Source organism: Streptomyces beihaiensis (assembly GCF_026274175.1).
GTDB classification, from domain to species: domain Bacteria; phylum Actinomycetota; class Actinomycetes; order Streptomycetales; family Streptomycetaceae; genus Streptomyces; species Streptomyces beihaiensis.
In genome coordinates, this window is sequence record NZ_JAPHNL010000055.1 from 1 (window position 1) to 15,865 (window position 15,865).

The 15,865-nt window shown below is 71.5% G+C and carries 13 protein-coding genes and 2 pseudogenes; 5 read left to right on the forward strand and 10 right to left on the reverse strand.

What is annotated here, in order from left to right:
* Positions 1–92: 92 nt before the first annotated feature.
* The 3 genes and pseudogenes from OFY01_RS07045 to OFY01_RS07055 all read right to left on the reverse strand — a co-directional run.
* The gene (locus OFY01_RS07045; protein WP_266597407.1) at positions 93–416 is read right to left on the reverse strand and encodes a plasmid stabilization protein; all 324 of its coding nucleotides are present in this window, start codon (positions 414–416) and stop codon (positions 93–95) included.
* 118 nt (positions 417–534) lie between these two features.
* Positions 535–843, reverse strand: coding sequence for a DUF3040 domain-containing protein (locus tag OFY01_RS07050; RefSeq protein ID WP_266597409.1), 309 nt, complete (start codon positions 841–843; stop codon positions 535–537).
* Between the two features lie 267 nt (positions 844–1,110).
* Positions 1,111–2,058 (reverse strand): annotated as a pseudogene (locus OFY01_RS07055) (LLM class F420-dependent oxidoreductase); the annotation flags it as partial.
* Positions 2,059–2,284: 226 nt separating this feature from the next.
* Here OFY01_RS07055 and OFY01_RS07060 point away from each other — a divergent pair.
* Both OFY01_RS07060 and OFY01_RS07065 read left to right on the forward strand, forming a co-directional pair.
* Entirely contained in the window at positions 2,285–3,109 is an 825-nt protein-coding gene (locus OFY01_RS07060; RefSeq protein WP_266597410.1) for a SigB/SigF/SigG family RNA polymerase sigma factor, read from the forward strand.
* A 277-nt stretch (positions 3,110–3,386) separates the two neighbouring features.
* The gene (locus OFY01_RS07065; RefSeq protein WP_266597412.1) at positions 3,387–4,091 is read left to right on the forward strand and encodes a GAF and ANTAR domain-containing protein; all 705 of its coding nucleotides are present in this window, start codon (positions 3,387–3,389) and stop codon (positions 4,089–4,091) included.
* Here OFY01_RS07065 and OFY01_RS07070 read toward each other — a convergent pair.
* The 3 genes and pseudogenes from OFY01_RS07070 to OFY01_RS07080 all read right to left on the reverse strand — a co-directional run bounded on the left by OFY01_RS07070 (position 4,078) and on the right by OFY01_RS07080 (position 5,687).
* Positions 4,078–4,290 (reverse strand): hypothetical protein, encoded by a 213-nt coding sequence (locus tag OFY01_RS07070; RefSeq protein ID WP_266597425.1) that lies wholly within the window; start codon positions 4,288–4,290, stop codon positions 4,078–4,080. The genes OFY01_RS07065 and OFY01_RS07070 overlap by 14 nt on opposite strands.
* Before the next feature lie 10 nt (positions 4,291–4,300).
* Positions 4,301–4,674, reverse strand: a pseudogene (locus tag OFY01_RS07075) (FAD-binding oxidoreductase); the annotation flags it as partial.
* The gene (locus tag OFY01_RS07080) at positions 4,671–5,687 is read right to left on the reverse strand and encodes an SDR family oxidoreductase (protein WP_266597413.1); all 1,017 of its coding nucleotides are present in this window, start codon (positions 5,685–5,687) and stop codon (positions 4,671–4,673) included. The pseudogene OFY01_RS07075 and the gene OFY01_RS07080, both read right to left, overlap by 4 nt.
* Positions 5,688–5,870: 183 nt before the next feature.
* Here OFY01_RS07080 and ku point away from each other — a divergent pair, with 183 nt between their 5' ends.
* Entirely contained in the window at positions 5,871–6,848 is a 978-nt protein-coding gene (gene ku / locus OFY01_RS07085) for a non-homologous end joining protein Ku (RefSeq protein WP_266597415.1), read from the forward strand.
* Positions 6,849–6,857: 9 nt separating this feature from the next.
* Here the strand turns inward: ku and narI are convergent, their stop codons facing one another.
* From narI to OFY01_RS07105, 4 genes are read right to left on the reverse strand one after another with little or no spacing between them, the layout of a single operon-like run.
* Entirely contained in the window at positions 6,858–7,574 is a 717-nt protein-coding gene (gene narI / locus OFY01_RS07090; RefSeq protein WP_266597417.1) for a respiratory nitrate reductase subunit gamma, read from the reverse strand.
* Positions 7,574–8,248, reverse strand: a complete 675-nt coding sequence (gene narJ / locus OFY01_RS07095; RefSeq protein WP_266597418.1) for a nitrate reductase molybdenum cofactor assembly chaperone — start codon at positions 8,246–8,248, stop codon at positions 7,574–7,576. The genes narI and narJ overlap by 1 nt, the downstream gene beginning before the upstream one ends.
* The gene (gene narH / locus OFY01_RS07100; RefSeq protein WP_266597419.1) at positions 8,245–9,765 is read right to left on the reverse strand and encodes a nitrate reductase subunit beta; all 1,521 of its coding nucleotides are present in this window, start codon (positions 9,763–9,765) and stop codon (positions 8,245–8,247) included. Before narH ends, narJ begins: the two co-directional genes overlap by 4 nt.
* The gene (locus OFY01_RS07105) at positions 9,765–13,655 is read right to left on the reverse strand and encodes a nitrate reductase subunit alpha (protein ID WP_407700290.1); all 3,891 of its coding nucleotides are present in this window, start codon (positions 13,653–13,655) and stop codon (positions 9,765–9,767) included. The genes narH and OFY01_RS07105 overlap by 1 nt, the downstream gene beginning before the upstream one ends.
* On the opposite strand from OFY01_RS07105, the gene OFY01_RS32530 reads away from it, so the two are divergent.
* Positions 13,542–14,219, forward strand: a complete 678-nt coding sequence (locus tag OFY01_RS32530; protein ID WP_407700291.1) for a YwiC-like family protein — start codon at positions 13,542–13,544, stop codon at positions 14,217–14,219. The genes OFY01_RS07105 and OFY01_RS32530 overlap by 114 nt on opposite strands.
* Positions 14,220–14,233: 14 nt before the next feature.
* Positions 14,234–15,694, forward strand: coding sequence for an argininosuccinate synthase (gene argG, locus OFY01_RS07110; protein WP_266597423.1), 1,461 nt, complete (start codon positions 14,234–14,236; stop codon positions 15,692–15,694).
* Positions 15,695–15,865 lie beyond the last annotated feature (171 nt).

Consider the following 15,865-nt stretch of genomic DNA (forward strand, 5'->3'; position numbering starts at 1 on the left):
GTCGAGTCCGCCTGGGAGCGGGCGCTGTCGGCGGACCGGCCGTTCGTCCTGGACTTCGTCACCGACCCGGCCGTGCCTCGCCTCCGGTCGTCTCAGCCGTCGACCTTGCGCCGCAGTTCCTCCTTGTTCATCTTCGAGCGGCCCTCGATGTTCTGCCGCTTGGCCTCCTCGTAGAGCTGGTCCTTGGTGCGGCCGCCGGGGCCGTGCCCCGAGCGTTTGCCGCCCCTGCGGCCCGAGGAGATGTCCTCGCGGGAGTGCTTGCTCGACTCGTCGGCCTCGCCGCTGCGGGCGCGCTCCTTGTTGACGGTGGCCGCGGCGATCCGCTTGGCCTCGCTCTCACTGCGGCCGGAGTCCAGCTGGCTCTCTTTGATCTTCTCGTACTGCCGCTCACGCTTACGGTTCGATCCGGCGGGCATGGGAGTCCCCTTTCGGCGATTTCCAGCGATTTCGTGTCGACGGTGGGTACCCCCTTGCCGCCGCGTCCAAGCGGGGTACCGAGGCCGACCTGGCCGGCCTCGGCACCCGGCTGCCCCGCTACCGCGTCGGCGTCCTGAACAGCAGGACGGCCGTCCCGGCCAGGGTGCACACCCAGCAGGCCACGAAGGCCCCGACGAACGCCTCTGACGACGTGCGCAGTGCCACGATCATCAGGGCGAGGGAGAGCAGTCCCAGGGCCAGCACGAGGCGTCGGCCGACCCTGCCCCTGGCGTCGCGCAGCCGGGCCCCGCGGCAGGGGGTCATGGTGCGCAGCTCGCGGTCGAGCCGCTCGGACTCCTGCCGCAGCCTGTCTTCCATCTCGTGCAGCGCGCGCCGCTCGGCGTCTGTGAGCTTGTGTCCGTCCATGACCGGCACCTCCCGTGCGAGCGAGGTCGATGTGTCCCGGTCCGGTCTGCTTGCGGTCGTCCGGGCTCAGTCCGGCGGTTCCTGTGCGACGCCCCTGTCCTCTTCACGGCCGCCGCCCTCCTGGCCCGTGCTCTCCTTCGGCCCGGAGGGCTCCTTCACCTTCTCGGGCATGTCCTCGGTGGGCGGCGCGTCCCGTGGCACGGGGGCGTCGGACGATTCGCTTCCCCCGGTGCGGGCAGCCGTGCGAGGCCGCTGTGGCGAGCCGTCGAGCTGCGGCAGCACCTTGGTCCGGTAGAAGTCGAAGAACGCACGCTGGTCCGGGCCGATCTGGGTGACGTACACGGTGTCGAACCCGGCGTCGGCGAACTCCTTGAGCGCGTCGATGTGGGCGTCCACGTCGTCGCCGCAGACGAAGGTGTCCTTGATCATGTCTTCCGTGACCAGCGAGCATGCCTGCTCGAAGTGGCTCGGGGTGGGCAGGACCTGGTTCAGTTCGCCGGGCAGCCGCGGCGTCGGCCACAGCCGGTGCGCCGTGCGGACGGCCTCGTCACGGTCGGGGCCGAAGCAGACCTTCACGCCGCCCTGGACGGGGCGGTCCCCGCCGCCGCTGTCCCGGTAGCGCTCGACCATCTCACCGTCCGGGGCCATGGTGATGTACCCGTCGCCGATCCGGCCCGCCAGCTCTGTGGCGATCGGCCCGAACCCCGACACGTCGATCGGCACCGGCCGCTCGGGGACGTCGTACAGGCGGGCGTTCTCGACGGTGTAGTGCGCGCCGTGGTGGGTGACCTCCTCGCCGGTGAACAGCTCGCGCATGATCTCGACGGCTTCCTCCAGCATCTCCATCCGGGTCTTCGCCGTCGGCCACCGGTCACCGAGGATGTGTTCGTTGAGCGCCTCTCCGGTGCCCACGCCGATCCGGAACCCGCCGTCCAGCAGGACGCCGCAGGTGGCGGCGGCCTGGGCGATCACTGCCGGGTGCGTACGCACGGTGGGGCACGTGACGGCCGTTTCCACCGGCAGCCCCACCGCCTGCGACAGCGCGCCGATCAGGGACCACACGAAGGGGCTGTGCCCCTGCTCGTCGTTCCACGGGTGGTAGTGGTCGGAGATCCACAGCGCCTCGAACCCCGCCTGCTCGGCCATCCTGGCCTGTTCCAGGAGGGCTGCCGGTCCGTGCTCCTCGCATGCCAGGAAATATCCGTATGTGGTCATGGCCGCCTCCGCGGGTGCGGTTGTGCTGTCGCCGCCGAGTAACCGGGTGCGCCCGTCGGAAACCGCGCCGCGGGGCCACGCCGTTTCACCGCGCGGCCCATCGGGTACCTCCCCAGTGGTGCTTCGGGCCAGAGGCACGCCGCGAGCCGGGTCTTCCCGGCGGCAGTGCCCGCTGGCCGGCTTTCGCGGCGAAGATCGCAAGCCGATCGAAAGGCGCGTGAGTCCCATGCGCACCAACCGTCGCCCCTCCAAGGAGCCGGGCCATAGTCGCTCCCCCAGGGAGCACACCAGGCGACACGAGGACACCCCCGACACCACAGCCGCGTTCCACAGGCTGGCGTCCCTACCGGACGGCCCCGAGCGCGATCTGGTCCGCGAGGAGATCATCCGCGAGTGGATTCCCGTGGCCGAGCGCGTCGCACACCGCTTCCGCCACCGCGGCGAGCCCAACGACGATCTCCGCCAGGTCGCCGCGCTCGGCCTGGTCAAGGCGGTCGACCGGTACGAACCCGACCGGGGGCACGCCTTCGCGTCGTTCGCCATCCCCACGATCACCGGGGAACTCAAACGCCACTTCCGCGACCATCTGTGCATCCTCCACATGCCTCGTCGCCTTCAGGAACTGCACAGCAGGACCTACCTGGCCACCGTCGATCTGGGCGAGACCCGCCCCGGCCGCGCCGCCACCGCCCGTGAGATAGCAGACGTCACGGGGCTGAGCGAGCGCGAGGCGGCCACCGGGATGGCGGCGCACGAGGCCTACAGGACGGCGTCCCTGGACGCGCCCATCCGCGGCACGGACGTCTTCCACCTCGCCGACGTCGTGGGCGACGAGGACCAGGAACTCGGTCTCGTGGTCGACCGGGAGGCGCTCAAACCGCTTCTCGCGGACCTGCCGGAGATCAAGCAGCGCATCCTCTACCTGCGGTTCTTCCGCGATCTCACCCAGTCCCAGATCGCCGGCCTGATCGGCGTCTCCCAGATGCAGGTGAGCCGGATCCTCCGGGCGACCTTCGCTCATCTGCGTGAGGGGCTCCTCGCCGAGGCATGAGGCAGGACCGGCCATCTGTCGGACCTGCGGGGAGTACGGCGCCCGGACCCGGGTAACCGAGGGCAACCCGCGGGTTCGGCAGTGAGCCTTCGGGTCAGCGCGGGGCGGCCGGTCCGTGGCCGGCTTCCCCACGTGTCCTTCCCACCCCTTGCCCGTCCGTCTCCGCTCCCGTCCGCTCCGTTCGTGCTCTCCGTTCCCGTCCGCCTTCCCAGCGCGGCAGGACCTCAGCTGTGCTTTCCTGGCAGTGAGGCCAGGTACGAGGTGGTGGAGCGGCGTCGTGGACGAATCGGCAATCGAGCTCGCACGGATGTTCGCCGACCTGGCGCAGCAGCTCCAGCAGAAGGCGGGCTCGGACCAGACTCTGGCGGAGGTCGTCGAGGCGGTCCACTGGGCCGTGGACGGCTGCGACGGAGCCGGGGCGATGGTGCGGCGGGCAGGAGGAGTGACGGAGAGCCCCGCCTTCACGGCCGAGTGGGTGCTGTCCTGCGATCGGGCTCAGTCGGAGCTCGGCGAGGGCCCCAGCCTGGACGTCGTCGCCGAGCAGCCTGTCGTCCGCATCCCCGACATGGCCGCCGAGCGGCGCTGGCCGCGGTTCGCCGCCCGCGCACACGCGCTGGGTGTGGGCTCGATGCTCGTCCACCGGTTGCAGTCCGCGGAGGGCCTGTCCTGTTCGCTCAACCTCTACGGGATGGTGCCCGGGGCCTTCGACCCCGTCGCCGAGGAGCTGTCCGGGATATTCGCCGCGCACGCAACCGTGGCGCTCGCCGGTGCGCGGGTGCAGGAGACGCTGGAGGCCGCCGTCGCCTCGCGGCAGAGCATCGGCGAGGCGTGCGGCATCCTCATGGAGCGGCACGGCGCCACCTCGCGGCAGGCCTTCGAGATGCTCGTACGTGCTTCGCAGAACATGAACGTGAAGCTGCGCCACGTCGCCGAGGCGGTGGTGCGCACCGGGCTGGACCCGGCGGACGTCATGAGCGACTGAGCCCCGCGCGCAGGGCCTCGGCCGGCACCTCGGCGAGATGCACCGGCGTGCGGTCGGGCAACGCGTGCAGCAGCGCGTACTGGATCTGCGTACGGCAGCTGAAGCCGTCGGCCAGGGCCGGGGTCCGGGGGTCGGCGTCCCTCACGGCGGGCAACAGCGCCGCCTCGGCGCACCTCGTCGAGACCTCGTAGTGCTCCACTGCAGGCCGTCGGTCGAAGGCGGCGGTTCAGCTCGTCCGGGACGATGCCGGGCTCCACGGTGCGGCGCCGGTTGTGCTCGTCGACGTCGAGGACGCGGTGGCAGTACTTGCTCCAGTCGATCACGACGGCGGCGGCGCGGCGCTGCCCGGCGAGGCTCGTCCCTCCGCCCGTGACAGGACCGGAGCCTCGTGCTCCCGGCAGACGGCGACCGCCTGCGCGGCGGCCTCGGGAGTGCGGGGGACGACGACGCCCAGTGGTGGCCGGCGGTCGTTGGAGGCGTCGGTGGCGTAGAGGGCACGCGTTCCGGCGTCGAAGCGGACCTCGCCGTCGACGCGAGAGCGCAGCGCCCGTTCCAGAGCGGCGCTCTCACCGGAAGGGGTCATCGAGCCCACGAGGCCCCCTTGTGCCGCAGCATCCAGCCCAGGCCGACAAGGCCCGCGGCCGTCCCCGCGGCGGTCAGTGCGGCCTGCTCGTGGCGGCTCGCCCACAGCTGGGCGCTGTGCGCGTGGGCCCGGTCGTCGAAGCTCCCGTGGGTGCCGACGTCGCGTGCGGAGTCGGCGGGCGCGGTCAGATTGCCCGGCCCCCTCGGCGCGGGCTCCTCGGTCTGCTGCGAGTCGAAGCCGGTGCGGGCCAGGTAGCGGTCCAAGAGCCCCGGGACCACCGCGTTGGCCAGCAGGGTGGCCACCGTCGAGCCGCCCACCCAGTACTCGCGGCGGCCGGGGCGGTCGGCGGCCCGCACCACCGCGCGGGCGGCGACCTCCGGCTGGTAGATCGGCGGGACGGGCTGGGCGTGGCGGGGCATGTGGGTACGCAGCCAGCCGAACTGCGGCGTGTTCACCGCGGGCAGCTGCACCATGGTGATCCGCACGGCGGAATGGTCGTGGAGCAGTTCGCAGCGGACGGACTCGGTGAAGCCCTGGATCGCGTGCTTGGCCCCGCAGTAGGCGCTCTGGAGGGGGATTCCCCGGTAGGCCAGGGCGGAGCCGACCTGGACGACGGTGCCGTGATCGCGGGGGACCATCCGCCGCAGGGCGGCCCGGGTGCCGTTGACGCACCCGAGGTACGTCGCGCTGGTGGCCCGCCGGTATTCCTCGGGGGGAAGGTCCAGAAAACGACCGAAGGCCGAGGTGAAGGCGTTGTTCACCCAGACGTCGACCGCTCCGAACACCTCCTCGGTCCTGCGGGCGGCGTCCTCGACCTGCTCGGGGTCGGCCACATCGGTGGCGAGCACCAGCGGTTCCCCGCCGGCCGCTCTGACCTCCTGTGCCGCGCCCTCGAGCCCGGCCCGGCCGCGTGCCAGCAAGGCGACCTTGGCCCCGCGCGAGGCGAAGAGCCTGGCCGTCGCACGTCCCACCCCGGCGCTGGCCCCCGTGACCACTACGACATCGCGCTTCATCCCTACGCTCCGTTCTTCGGCAGTCAGGCGTGTCCTGGGTACCCTCCGCCGCGGTGCGGAAACGGCGCGATCGGCGCGTTCACCGCAGTGAAGCGGTTTGCTGGGTTCCGTATGTGAAACCCGGGTGGCGGGGACAGGTACGGGGCACAGGTGTCGGGGCTCAGCTGTGAGGGGTGAGCGGCCATGGCGCACGCGGTGTGGAGCGGAGCGCTCACGTTCGGACTGGTCTCGCTGCCGGTACAGCTGTTCAGCGCGACGGAGAGCCACACGATCCGCTTCCGGCAGCTGGAGCGCGGGACCTCGGACCGGATCCGCAACAAGCGCGTCAACGAACGCACCGGCGAGGAGGTGGAGGCCGAGGACATCGTCAAGGGGCTCGAGACGGACGGCGGATACGTCGTCGTCGAGCCGGACGAACTCGACGAGATCGCGCCGGGCCGTTCGAAGACGCTGGAGATCGACGGTTTCGTCGATCTGGACGACGTCGACCCGATCTACTTCGACCGCACGTACTGGCTGGCGCCTAAGGACGACGAGCACCTGAAGATCTACGCGCTGCTCCACGGGGCTCTGTCCCGCACGCACCGCGCCGGGATCGCGACGTTCGTCATGCGCAACCGCGAGTATCTGATCGCCGTGAAGGCCGAGGACGACGTGCTCGCCGCCCACACGCTGCACTGGGCGGACGAGCTCCGGGATCCGGCCGACGAGATCAAGACGGTGCGGAGCCCGGGCGACCTACCCGACAAGGAGCTGAAGACGGCGGTCGAACTGGTCGAGACGCTCGGCATGGACTGGAAGCCGAAGGAGTACCGGGACACCTACCGCGAGCGCGTCCTGGAACTGGTGGAGGCCAAGGGCCGGGGCGAGACCTACGAGAAGGCGGATCCGCCACCGCGGGCCACCAACGTCGTCGACCTCATGGACGTGCTGCGCAAGAGCGTCGACGACGCGGGCGACAAGCGGCGCAAGGGCGGGCGGCGCAAGGGCGGGCGGCGCAAGGGCGGGCGGCGCAAGGGGCGGCAGAGCCGGACGGCACGCGAAGAGCTGGAGCGGCTCAACAAGAAGCAGCTCTACGACCGTGCCGCCGATGCCGACATCACCGGACGCTCCTCGATGAACCGCGACGAACTCATCGAGGCGCTGGAGAAGGCGTCCTGAGCGTCTCTTCTACGAGGCACGCTCCCAGCCCCGCCGGGCGGGCTGCCCGCCGGGGGCGCGACGGCGGTAGACGACGTAGGGGCGGAACAGGTACTGCACGGGCGCCGTGACCATGTGGATGAGGCGGCAGTACGGGACGAGGGCGATCAGTGCGAAGCCGAGGAGGATGTGCAGCTTGAAGGCGAGCGGAGCGTCCGCCATCAGGCCGTAGTCGGGCCGCAGGGTGAACAGCGAGCGGAACCAGACGGAGACGCCCTCCCGGTAGTTGTAGTCCCCCGCCGCGCCGGCCGAGTTGAGGACGGTGGCGGTCAGTCCGAGCAGCATCGCGCCGAGCAGCAGCGTGTACATCAGGGGGTCGCTGCGCAGGGTCGCGCGGCGCACGCCGGGGACGCTGAGCCGGCGGTACACCAGGACCCCGATCCCGGCGACGGCGGCGACGCCCGCGACCGACCCGGTGGAGACGGCGATCAGGTGGTAGGTGTGGTCGCGGACACCGATCGCGTCCGTCAGGGCGCGCGGCACGAGCAGCCCCACGACGTGGCCGAGGACGACGAGGACCATGCCGAAGTGGAACAGCGGCGAGCCGATCCGCAGGAGCCGCGCCTCGTGCAGTTGCGAGGAGTGCGTGGTGATGCCGAACCGGTCGTGGCGGCCCCGCCGGACCAGGCCCCCGACGAGCAGGACGAGGACGACGTAGGGCAGGACGCCCCACAGCATGAGGTCCATCAGGCCGAGGTCCTTTCCTGGGTGGCCGCGCGCCGCACAGGCCAGGGCAGGTCGACACCCGGACCGAGCGGTTCGAGCGGGTGGCGCGCACCGAGGGGGTCGAGGGCGGCGAGGCCCACGCTCTCGCGGGGCGGCCCCGTGCGGGCCAGTGCCTTAGCCTCGGCGCGGGTGGCGGGCGAGGGCCCCGGCAGAGTGGCGCAGACGGCGCGCAGCAGCAGCGCGTACGGGGTGCCGTGCTCGGCGAGGGCGATCCGCAGCAGTTCGAGGCCCGCACGGTGCTGTTGCAGCAGCGCGGTGCCCGCCTGCTCCTCCATGGCGGCGAACTCCAGCATCACCGGCAGGAAGTCCGGCAGTTCCTCCTCGGTGGGAACCCACCCGTGGTCGCGGTAGGTCTGTTTGACGCGGACGAGCGACAGTCCGCGGTTGCGGGTGTCGCCGTCGGTCCACCACGTCAGGTACAGGCAGCGGCGGCTGCGGGTGTCGAAGACGGAGGTGTAGTGGGCGGCGAGGTCGAGGGGCCGCTCACGGTCCGCGCGGGCCAGGAAGGCGGCCGGTTCGGGTGTGGCAAGGCCCGCCACCACGTCGCGGATCAGCGGGAGTTGGGCGTACAGCGTCTCGTCGGGGTAGGTCAGCAGGCGTCCGGCGGCCAGGCGGGTCCGTGCTTCGGGTGTCATACGGTCCTCCGGGTCGGCGCGAGGTTGAGCAGCACGGGCCTGCCGGGTTCGGCGCCGACCGGGCACGCGGCGTCGAGCGGGTGGCTGTCGGCGAGCGCGTCGGCGTCCGCGCGGGCGGCGGTCGGCACCACGTAGCGGTCCTCGTACTTGGCGACGGCGAGCAGCCGGAACATGTCCTCCAGCTCGTCGCCGGTCAGCCGGACGGAATGGGCGACGGCCGGGTCGGGTTCCTCGCCCAGGTTGCGGGCGCGCATGTGGACGCGCATGGCGGCCATGCGGCGCAGTACCGCCTCGACGGGGTAGGTGTCGCCCGCGGTGAGCAGTTCGGCGAGGTACTCGACGGGGATGCGCAGGCCCTCGATCGCGCCGAAGAGGTTGCCCGCGTCCTCCCCGTCGTGGCCGCTCGCGGCGACGGCCTCGACGACCGGTGAGAGCGGCGGCACGTACCAGACCATGGGCATCGTGCGGTATTCCGGGTGCAGCGGCAGGGCCACCTGGTAGGTGCGGATGAGGTCGAAGACCGGGGAGCGGCGGGCCGCCTCCAGCCAGTCGTCGCTGATGCCGCTCGCGCGTGCGGCGGCCTCGACGGCGGGGTCGCGCGGGTCGAGGAAGGACTCCAACTGGGCCGGGTAGAGGTCGTGTTCGTCCGTCACAGCCGCGGCCTCGGTGACCTTGTCGGCGTCGTAGAGCATGACGCCGAGGTAGCGCATGCGGCCCACGCAGGTCTCGGAGCAGATGGTCGGCATGCCGATCTCGACGCGCGGGTAGCACAAGGTGCACTTCTCGGCCTTGCCGGTGGCGTGGTTGAAGTAGACCTTCTTGTACGGGCAGGAGCTGACGCACATCCGCCAGCCGCGGCAGCGCTCCTGGTCGACGAGGACGATGCCGTCCTCCACCCGCTTGTACAGGGCGCCGGACGGGCAGGCGGAGACGCACGCCGGGTTGAGGCAGTGCTCGCAGATGCGCGGCAGATAGAACATGAAGCTCTGCTCGAACTCGAAGCGGATCTTCTCGCCGACCTGCTCGCGCACCTTCTCCACCAGCGGGTCCTTGGGAGCGTGCTCGGGGGCGCCGCCGAGGTCGTCGTCCCAGTTGGGGCCCCACTGGAGGGTGTCGAGGGGCTCGCCGCTGATCTGCGAGACGGGGCGGGCGACCGGCATGTCGTCACCGGCAGGCGCGTCGATGAGGTTCTTGTACTCGTACGTCCACGGCTCGTAGTAGTCGTCGAGCGTGGGCAGGTCGGGGTTGGCGAAGAGCGTGCCGAGACGGCGGGCGCGGCCGCCCGCACGCAGCCTGAGCCGTCCGGAGCGCGTCCGCTCCCAGCCGCCCTTCCAGCGGTTCTGGTCCGCCCATCGGCGCGGGTAGCCCTGGCCGGGCAGCGTCTCCACGTTGTTGAACCAGACGTACTCGGTGCCGCGCCGGTTGGTCCACGCCTGCTTGCAGGTGACGGAGCAGGTGTGGCAGCCGATGCACTTGTCGAGGTTCATGACCATCGCGATCTGGGCCATCGGGCGCATCAGAACTGGACCTCCTGAGAGCGGCGGCGGATGACGGTGACCTCGTCGCGCTGGTTGCCGGTCGGGCCGAGGTAGTTGAAGGCCCACGTCAACTGCGCGTAGCCGCCGATCAGGTGGGTCGGCTTGAGCATGATGCGGGTCAGCGAGTTGTGGATGCCGCCGCGCCTGCCCGTCTTCTCCGTCCTGGGCACGCCGACGGTGCGTTCCTGGGCGTGGTTCATGTAGACGGTGCCGGGCGGCATCGTGTGGGAGACGATCGCGCGGGCGGTGACGACGCCGTTGCGGTTGACGGCCTCGACCCACTCGTTGTCCCTGACGCCGATGGCCTCGGCGTCCTGCGGGGACATCCATACGGTCTGGCCGCCGCGGCCGAGCGTCATCATGTACAGGTTGTCCTGGTACTGGGAGTGGATCGCCCACTTGTTGTGCGGGGTGAGGAAGCGGACGGCGACCTCGCGGCCCTCCCCCACCGTGCCGAGCTCCGGCTCCCCGTACAGGCGGTGCATGTTCAGCGGCGGCTTGTACACGGGCAGCGCCTCGCCGACCTCGTGCAGCCAGTCGTGGTCGAGGAAGAAGTGCTGACGTCCCGTCAAGGTGTGCCAGGGCTTGAGGTGTTCGGTGTTGATGGTGAACGCCGTGTAGCGACGCCCGCCGGATTCGCTGCCGGACCATTCGGGCGAGGTGATGACGGGGACGGGTGCGGCCTGCGTGTCGGCGTACGTGACGCGTTTGCCCTCGTGCTCGGCGGCCAGGTGCGCCATCTCCCGGCCGGTGCGCCGCTCCAGGGTGTGGAAGCCCTGCGTGGCGAGGCGCCCGTTGGAGGTGCCGGACAGGGCGAGGATGGTCTCGCAGGCGCGGCGCGCGGTGTCGAGGCGCGGGCGGCCGTCGGCGACGCCGCCGCGCACGGTGCCGTTCTTCCGCTTCAGGTACGCGACCTCTTCCCCGACGTCGAAGGTGACGGCCTTCGTGGTGACGCCGAGGCGGTCGACGAGCGGTCCGAGCGCGGCGAACTTCTCGCCGACCGCCGTGTAGTCGCGCTCGACGACGGTGAGGTCGTACATGGTGCGGCCGGGTACCGGCTCGCACTCCCCCTTGCCCCAGTCGAGGGCGACGCCGCCGGGCTGCGCCATCTCGCCGCCGGGCGTGTCGTGCTGCAGGGCGGTCGCCACCAGGTCCTTGCGCACGCCGAGATGGCCGCGGGCGAGGTCGCTGAAGCGGCGGGCGACGGCGAGGAACGCGTCGTAGTCGGTGCGGGCCTGCCAGGGCGGGTCGACGGCCGGGGTGAAGGCGTGCAGGAACGGGTGCATGTCGGTGGACGACAGGTCGTGCTTCTCGTACCAGGTCGCCGCGGGCAGTACGACGTCGCAGAGCAGCGTCGTCGAGGTCATCCGGAAGTCGAGGCAGAGCAGCAGGTCGAGCTTGCCCTCGACGTCCTCCTCGCGCCGGGTGACGTCTCTTGGTGCGCAACGGGGCCCGCCCTCGGGCAGGTTGGAGTGGGTGCCGAGCAGGTGCTTGAGGAAGTACTCGTTGCCCTTGGAGCTGGAGCCGAAGAGATTGGCACGCCAGACGGTCATGACGCGTGGCCAGTTGGCGGGCGCGTCCGGGTCCTCGACGGCCAGTTTCAGGCTGCCCGCCTTGAGTTCGGCGACCGTTCGGTCGATGTCCTGCTCGCCCAGGTCGAGCGGGCTGCGGTCGAACGTCGGGTACGACGGCATCCAACCCATGCGCGCCGATGCGGCCAGACAGTCCGCTCCGGTCATCCCGGCGAACCGGCTCTCGCCGAGCTCCGAGGCGAGCGCCTGTGGGGGCAGGGTGTCGTAGCGCCACTGGTCGGTGTGGAGGTAGAACCAGCCCGCGCCGATCATCTGCCGCGGCGGCCGTGACCAGTCACTGGCGGCGGCGAGGGTGGCCCACCCGGTGACGGGCCGGCATTTCTCCTGGCCGACGTAGTGACCCCAGCCGCCGCCGTTGCGGCCCTGGCAGCCGGTGAGGGTGAGCAGCGCGAGAAACGCGCGGTAGATGGTCTCGGAGTGGAACCAGTGGTTGGTGCCCGCGCCCATCAGGATCATGCAGCGGCCCTGAGAGCGCTCGGCCGTGTCGGCGAACTCCCTTGCGACACGGACCGCTTGGGCGGCGGGCACCGACGTCAGGGTCTCCTGCCAGCCCGGGGTGCCCGGCGTGTCGGCGTCCTCGTACGAGGTGGGCCACTGCCCCGGCAGGCCGGGGCGGGCGACGGCGTACTGGGCGAGCAGCAGGTCGTACACGGTGGTCACGAGCCGTCCGCCGACGCCGCGCACCGGCACGCCGCGCCGCACGATGCCGGGCGCCCCCTCCTCGAAGCGGGGCAGGGCGACCTCGGCCGCGTCACCGCCGTCCTCGTACAGGGTGAGCAGCGGGTCGCTGTCACCGAGGTCGAGGTTCCACTCGGGGGCCGCGCCCTTGCTCCAGCGGTGGCCCAGGGTGCCGTGGGGGACGACAGGGTCGCCGGTGGCGCTGTCGAGCAGGACGGGCTTCCACTCGGCGTTCTCGACGTCCTGGCCGAGGTCGCGGGCGTTGAGGAACTTGTCGGGGACGAGCCCCGCGCCGGACTCCTTGAGCGTGACGAGGAAGGGCAGATCGGTGAAGTGCTTGACGTAGTCGGTGAAGTACGGTGTCCGCCGGTCGACGAAGAACTCCTTGAGGACGACGTGCCCCATGGCGAGGGCGAGCGCGCCGTCGGTACCGGGGTGCGGGTGCATCCACTCGTCGGCGAACTTCGTGTTGTCGGCGTAGTCCGGGCTGACCGCGACGACCTTCTGGCCCCGGTAGCGGGCCTCGGTCATCCAGTGCGCGTCCGGCGTCCGGGTCACCGGGACGTTGGAGCCCCACATCATCAGATACGCGGCGTCCCACCAGTCACCCGACTCCGGCACGTCCGTCTGGTCGCCGAACACCTGCGGCGAGGCGACCGGCAGATCCGCGTACCAGTCGTAGAACGACAGCATCGGCGCGCCGATCAGCGAGTGGAAGCGGGCTCCGGCCGCGTGCGAGGCCATCGACATGGCGGGGATCGGGGAGAAGCCCGCGACGCGGTCGGGGCCGTACGTCTTGATGGTGTGGACGTGCGCGGCCGCGACGATCTCCACGGCCTCGTCCCAGTCGGCCCGCACCAACCCGCCCTTGCCGCGCGCCTGTTGGTAGCGGCGGCGGCGCTCCGGATCGTTCTGGATGTCGGCCCAGGCCAGGACCGGGTCCGTGAGACGGCGCCTGGCCTCGCGGTACATCTCCAGGAGCACGCCGCGGACGTACGGGTAGCGGACCCGGCTCGGCGAGTACGTGTACCAGGAGAAGGAGGCGCCGCGCGGGCACCCGCGCGGCTCGTACTCGGGGCGGTCGGGGCCGACGTCCGGATAGTCGGTGGCCTGCGTCTCCCAGGTGATGATGCCGTCCTTGACGTACACCTTCCAGCGGCACGAGCCGGTGCAGTTCACGCCGTGCGTCGAATGCACGACCTTGTCGTGGCTCCACCGGTCCCGGTAGAAGGACTCGGCCGCGCGGGAGTCGGTACGGGTCGTGGTCCTCAGGTCCTCGGAGAACGAGTCGCGGGTGAGGAAGCGGCCCGCCCTGACCAGCAGGTCGGCCGGGTCGTCTCCTTGTTTCTGCTGCAACGGGGCTCCTTGGGACCGGGCGGGCACGATGACGACGACCCTATGGCCGCGGTCGGGGGCCCATCTGCCGCCGTTGGCCCCCGAGTCGGGGACCAAAGGCCCTGGCCAGGGGGTGACTTCCGTGCAGGGATGGACCGCGACCTCTCGGACCGTTCGGCGCCGGCCGCCGAACCGGCACGGAGCGTGGGGGATGCTCGTCGTGCCCCTCCTCGCGGGCGCGCTGCGCGCCGGGCCGGGCGGCACACGCCTGCGGTGTGTGCCTTCGCCGCTGCCGCCGCCCACGCCGCCCCGCTTCTCGTGCGCGCGCCGTGGCTGCTGCTCGCGGCGGTGTGCCCCGCCGCGTTCCTCGGCGCGAACGTCGTCCGCGCCGCTCTCGACCGCGAACGGGCCCTGCTCAACGGGGGTGGCGGCCGCGCCTGCCCGCGGGATGCTCCCCGTCGCCGTCGCGCTCGGCGGCGGCGACCTCAGCGAGGCGTGCCGCCCCGCCGCCCTCCGCCTGCTGCACTTCGCCGGGACGGTCGTGTACGTGAAGACGGTGATCCGGGAGCGGAAAGGTGCCGGGTGCCGGTGGGCGTCGTGGGGGTACCACGCCGTCGCGGTGGCTGCCGGGTTCGCGTCGGCGTCCGGGGAGGGGCCTGCCTCACCGTGTGTCCGGCGCGGGCGGTCGTGATGCCGGTGCGGTTCGCGCGGGCGCGCGTCGCGGTGATGGGAGCGGTGGAGCTGGTGCTCTCGCTCGTCCTGCCGGGGGTGCTCGTCGCCGTCCGAGGAATGCGGACCGGACAGGGATTGCATGGTCATGCGTTGTGATGCATACTCTTCCCATGTCCAAGGTTCTGACCTCCCTGCCCACCGGTGAGCGTGTCGGTATCGCCTTCTCCGGCGGCCTCGACACTTCCGTCGCGGTCGCGTGGATGCGCGACAAGGGCGCCGTCCCGTGCACCTACACGGCCGACATCGGCCAGTACGACGAGCCCGACATCGCGTCGGTGCCCGGCCGTGCGACCGCGTACGGCGCCGAGCTCTCGCGCCTCGTCGACTGCCGTGCGGCGCTGGTCGAGGAGGGCCTGGCCGCGCTCGCGTGCGGCGCGTTCCACATCCGCTCCGGCGGCCGCGCCTACTTCAACACGACCCCGCTGGGCCGGGCCGTCACCGGCACGCTCCTGGTCCGGGCGATGCTGGAGGACAACGTCCAGATCTGGGGCGACGGCTCGACGTTCAAGGGCAACGACATCGAGCGGTTCTACCGCTACGGCCTGCTGGCCAACCCGCAGCTGCGGATCTACAAGCCGTGGCTCGACGCGGACTTCGTGGCCGAGCTCGGCGGCCGCAAGGAGATGTCCGAGTGGCTGCTCGCGCACGAGCTGCCCTACCGGGACAGCACGGAGAAGGCGTACTCCACCGACGCCAACATCTGGGGCGCCACCCATGAGGCGAAGGTCCTGGAGCACCTGGACACCGGGGTCGAGACCGTCGAGCCGATCATGGGCGTGAAGTTCTGGGATCCGTCGGTCGAGATCGCCACCGAGGACGTCACGATCGGCTTCGAGCAGGGCCGCCCGGTCACCATCAACGGCAAGGAGTTCGCCTCCGCCGTCGACCTGGTGATGGAGGCCAACGCGATCGGCGGCCGGCACGGCCTGGGCATGTCCGACCAGATCGAGAACCGGATCATCGAGGCCAAGAGCCGCGGCATCTACGAGGCGCCGGGCATGGCGCTGCTGCACATCGTGTACGAGCGGCTGGTCAACGCGATCCACAACGAGGACACGCTCGCCCAGTACCACGCCGAGGGCCGCCGCCTGGGCCGGCTCATGTACGAGGGCCGCTGGCTGGACCCGCAGGCGCTGATGATCCGCGAGGCGCTGCAGCGCTGGGTCGGCTCGGCGGTCACCGGCGAGGTGACGCTGCGGCTGCGGCGCGGCGAGGACTACTCGGTGCTCAACACCACCGGTACGGCGTTCAGCTACCACCCGGACAAGCTCTCCATGGAGCGGACCGAGGACGCCGCGTTCGGCCCGGTGGACCGGATCGGCCAGCTCACCATGCGGAACCTGGACATCGCGGACTCGCGTGCCCGCCTGGAGCAGTACGCCGGACTCGGCATCGTCGGCACGACCGCCGCCGAGGAGGGCACGCTGGTCGGCGCCGCCCAGGCCGCCTCGACGGGGCTGATCGGCACGATGCCCGAGGGCGGTGCGGACGTCATCGCCTCCCGCGGCCCGGTCGAGGGCGAGGACGACCAGATGCTCGACCGCGCGGCCATGGAGTTCGGCACCGACTGACCCCTCCGGCGCGCGCACGACAGCGGCCCCGGCGTCCCCGGCCCCTCACGCGGGGCGGGCGGACACCGGGGCCGTGGTGGTCGGTGGCTTCCGGCGGCGATGCCCTGAGCGGGCGGCCCCGCGCGACCCCGGGTCGCCGCCGTGCCGCCGTGCCGCCGAAGCGCCTGGGCC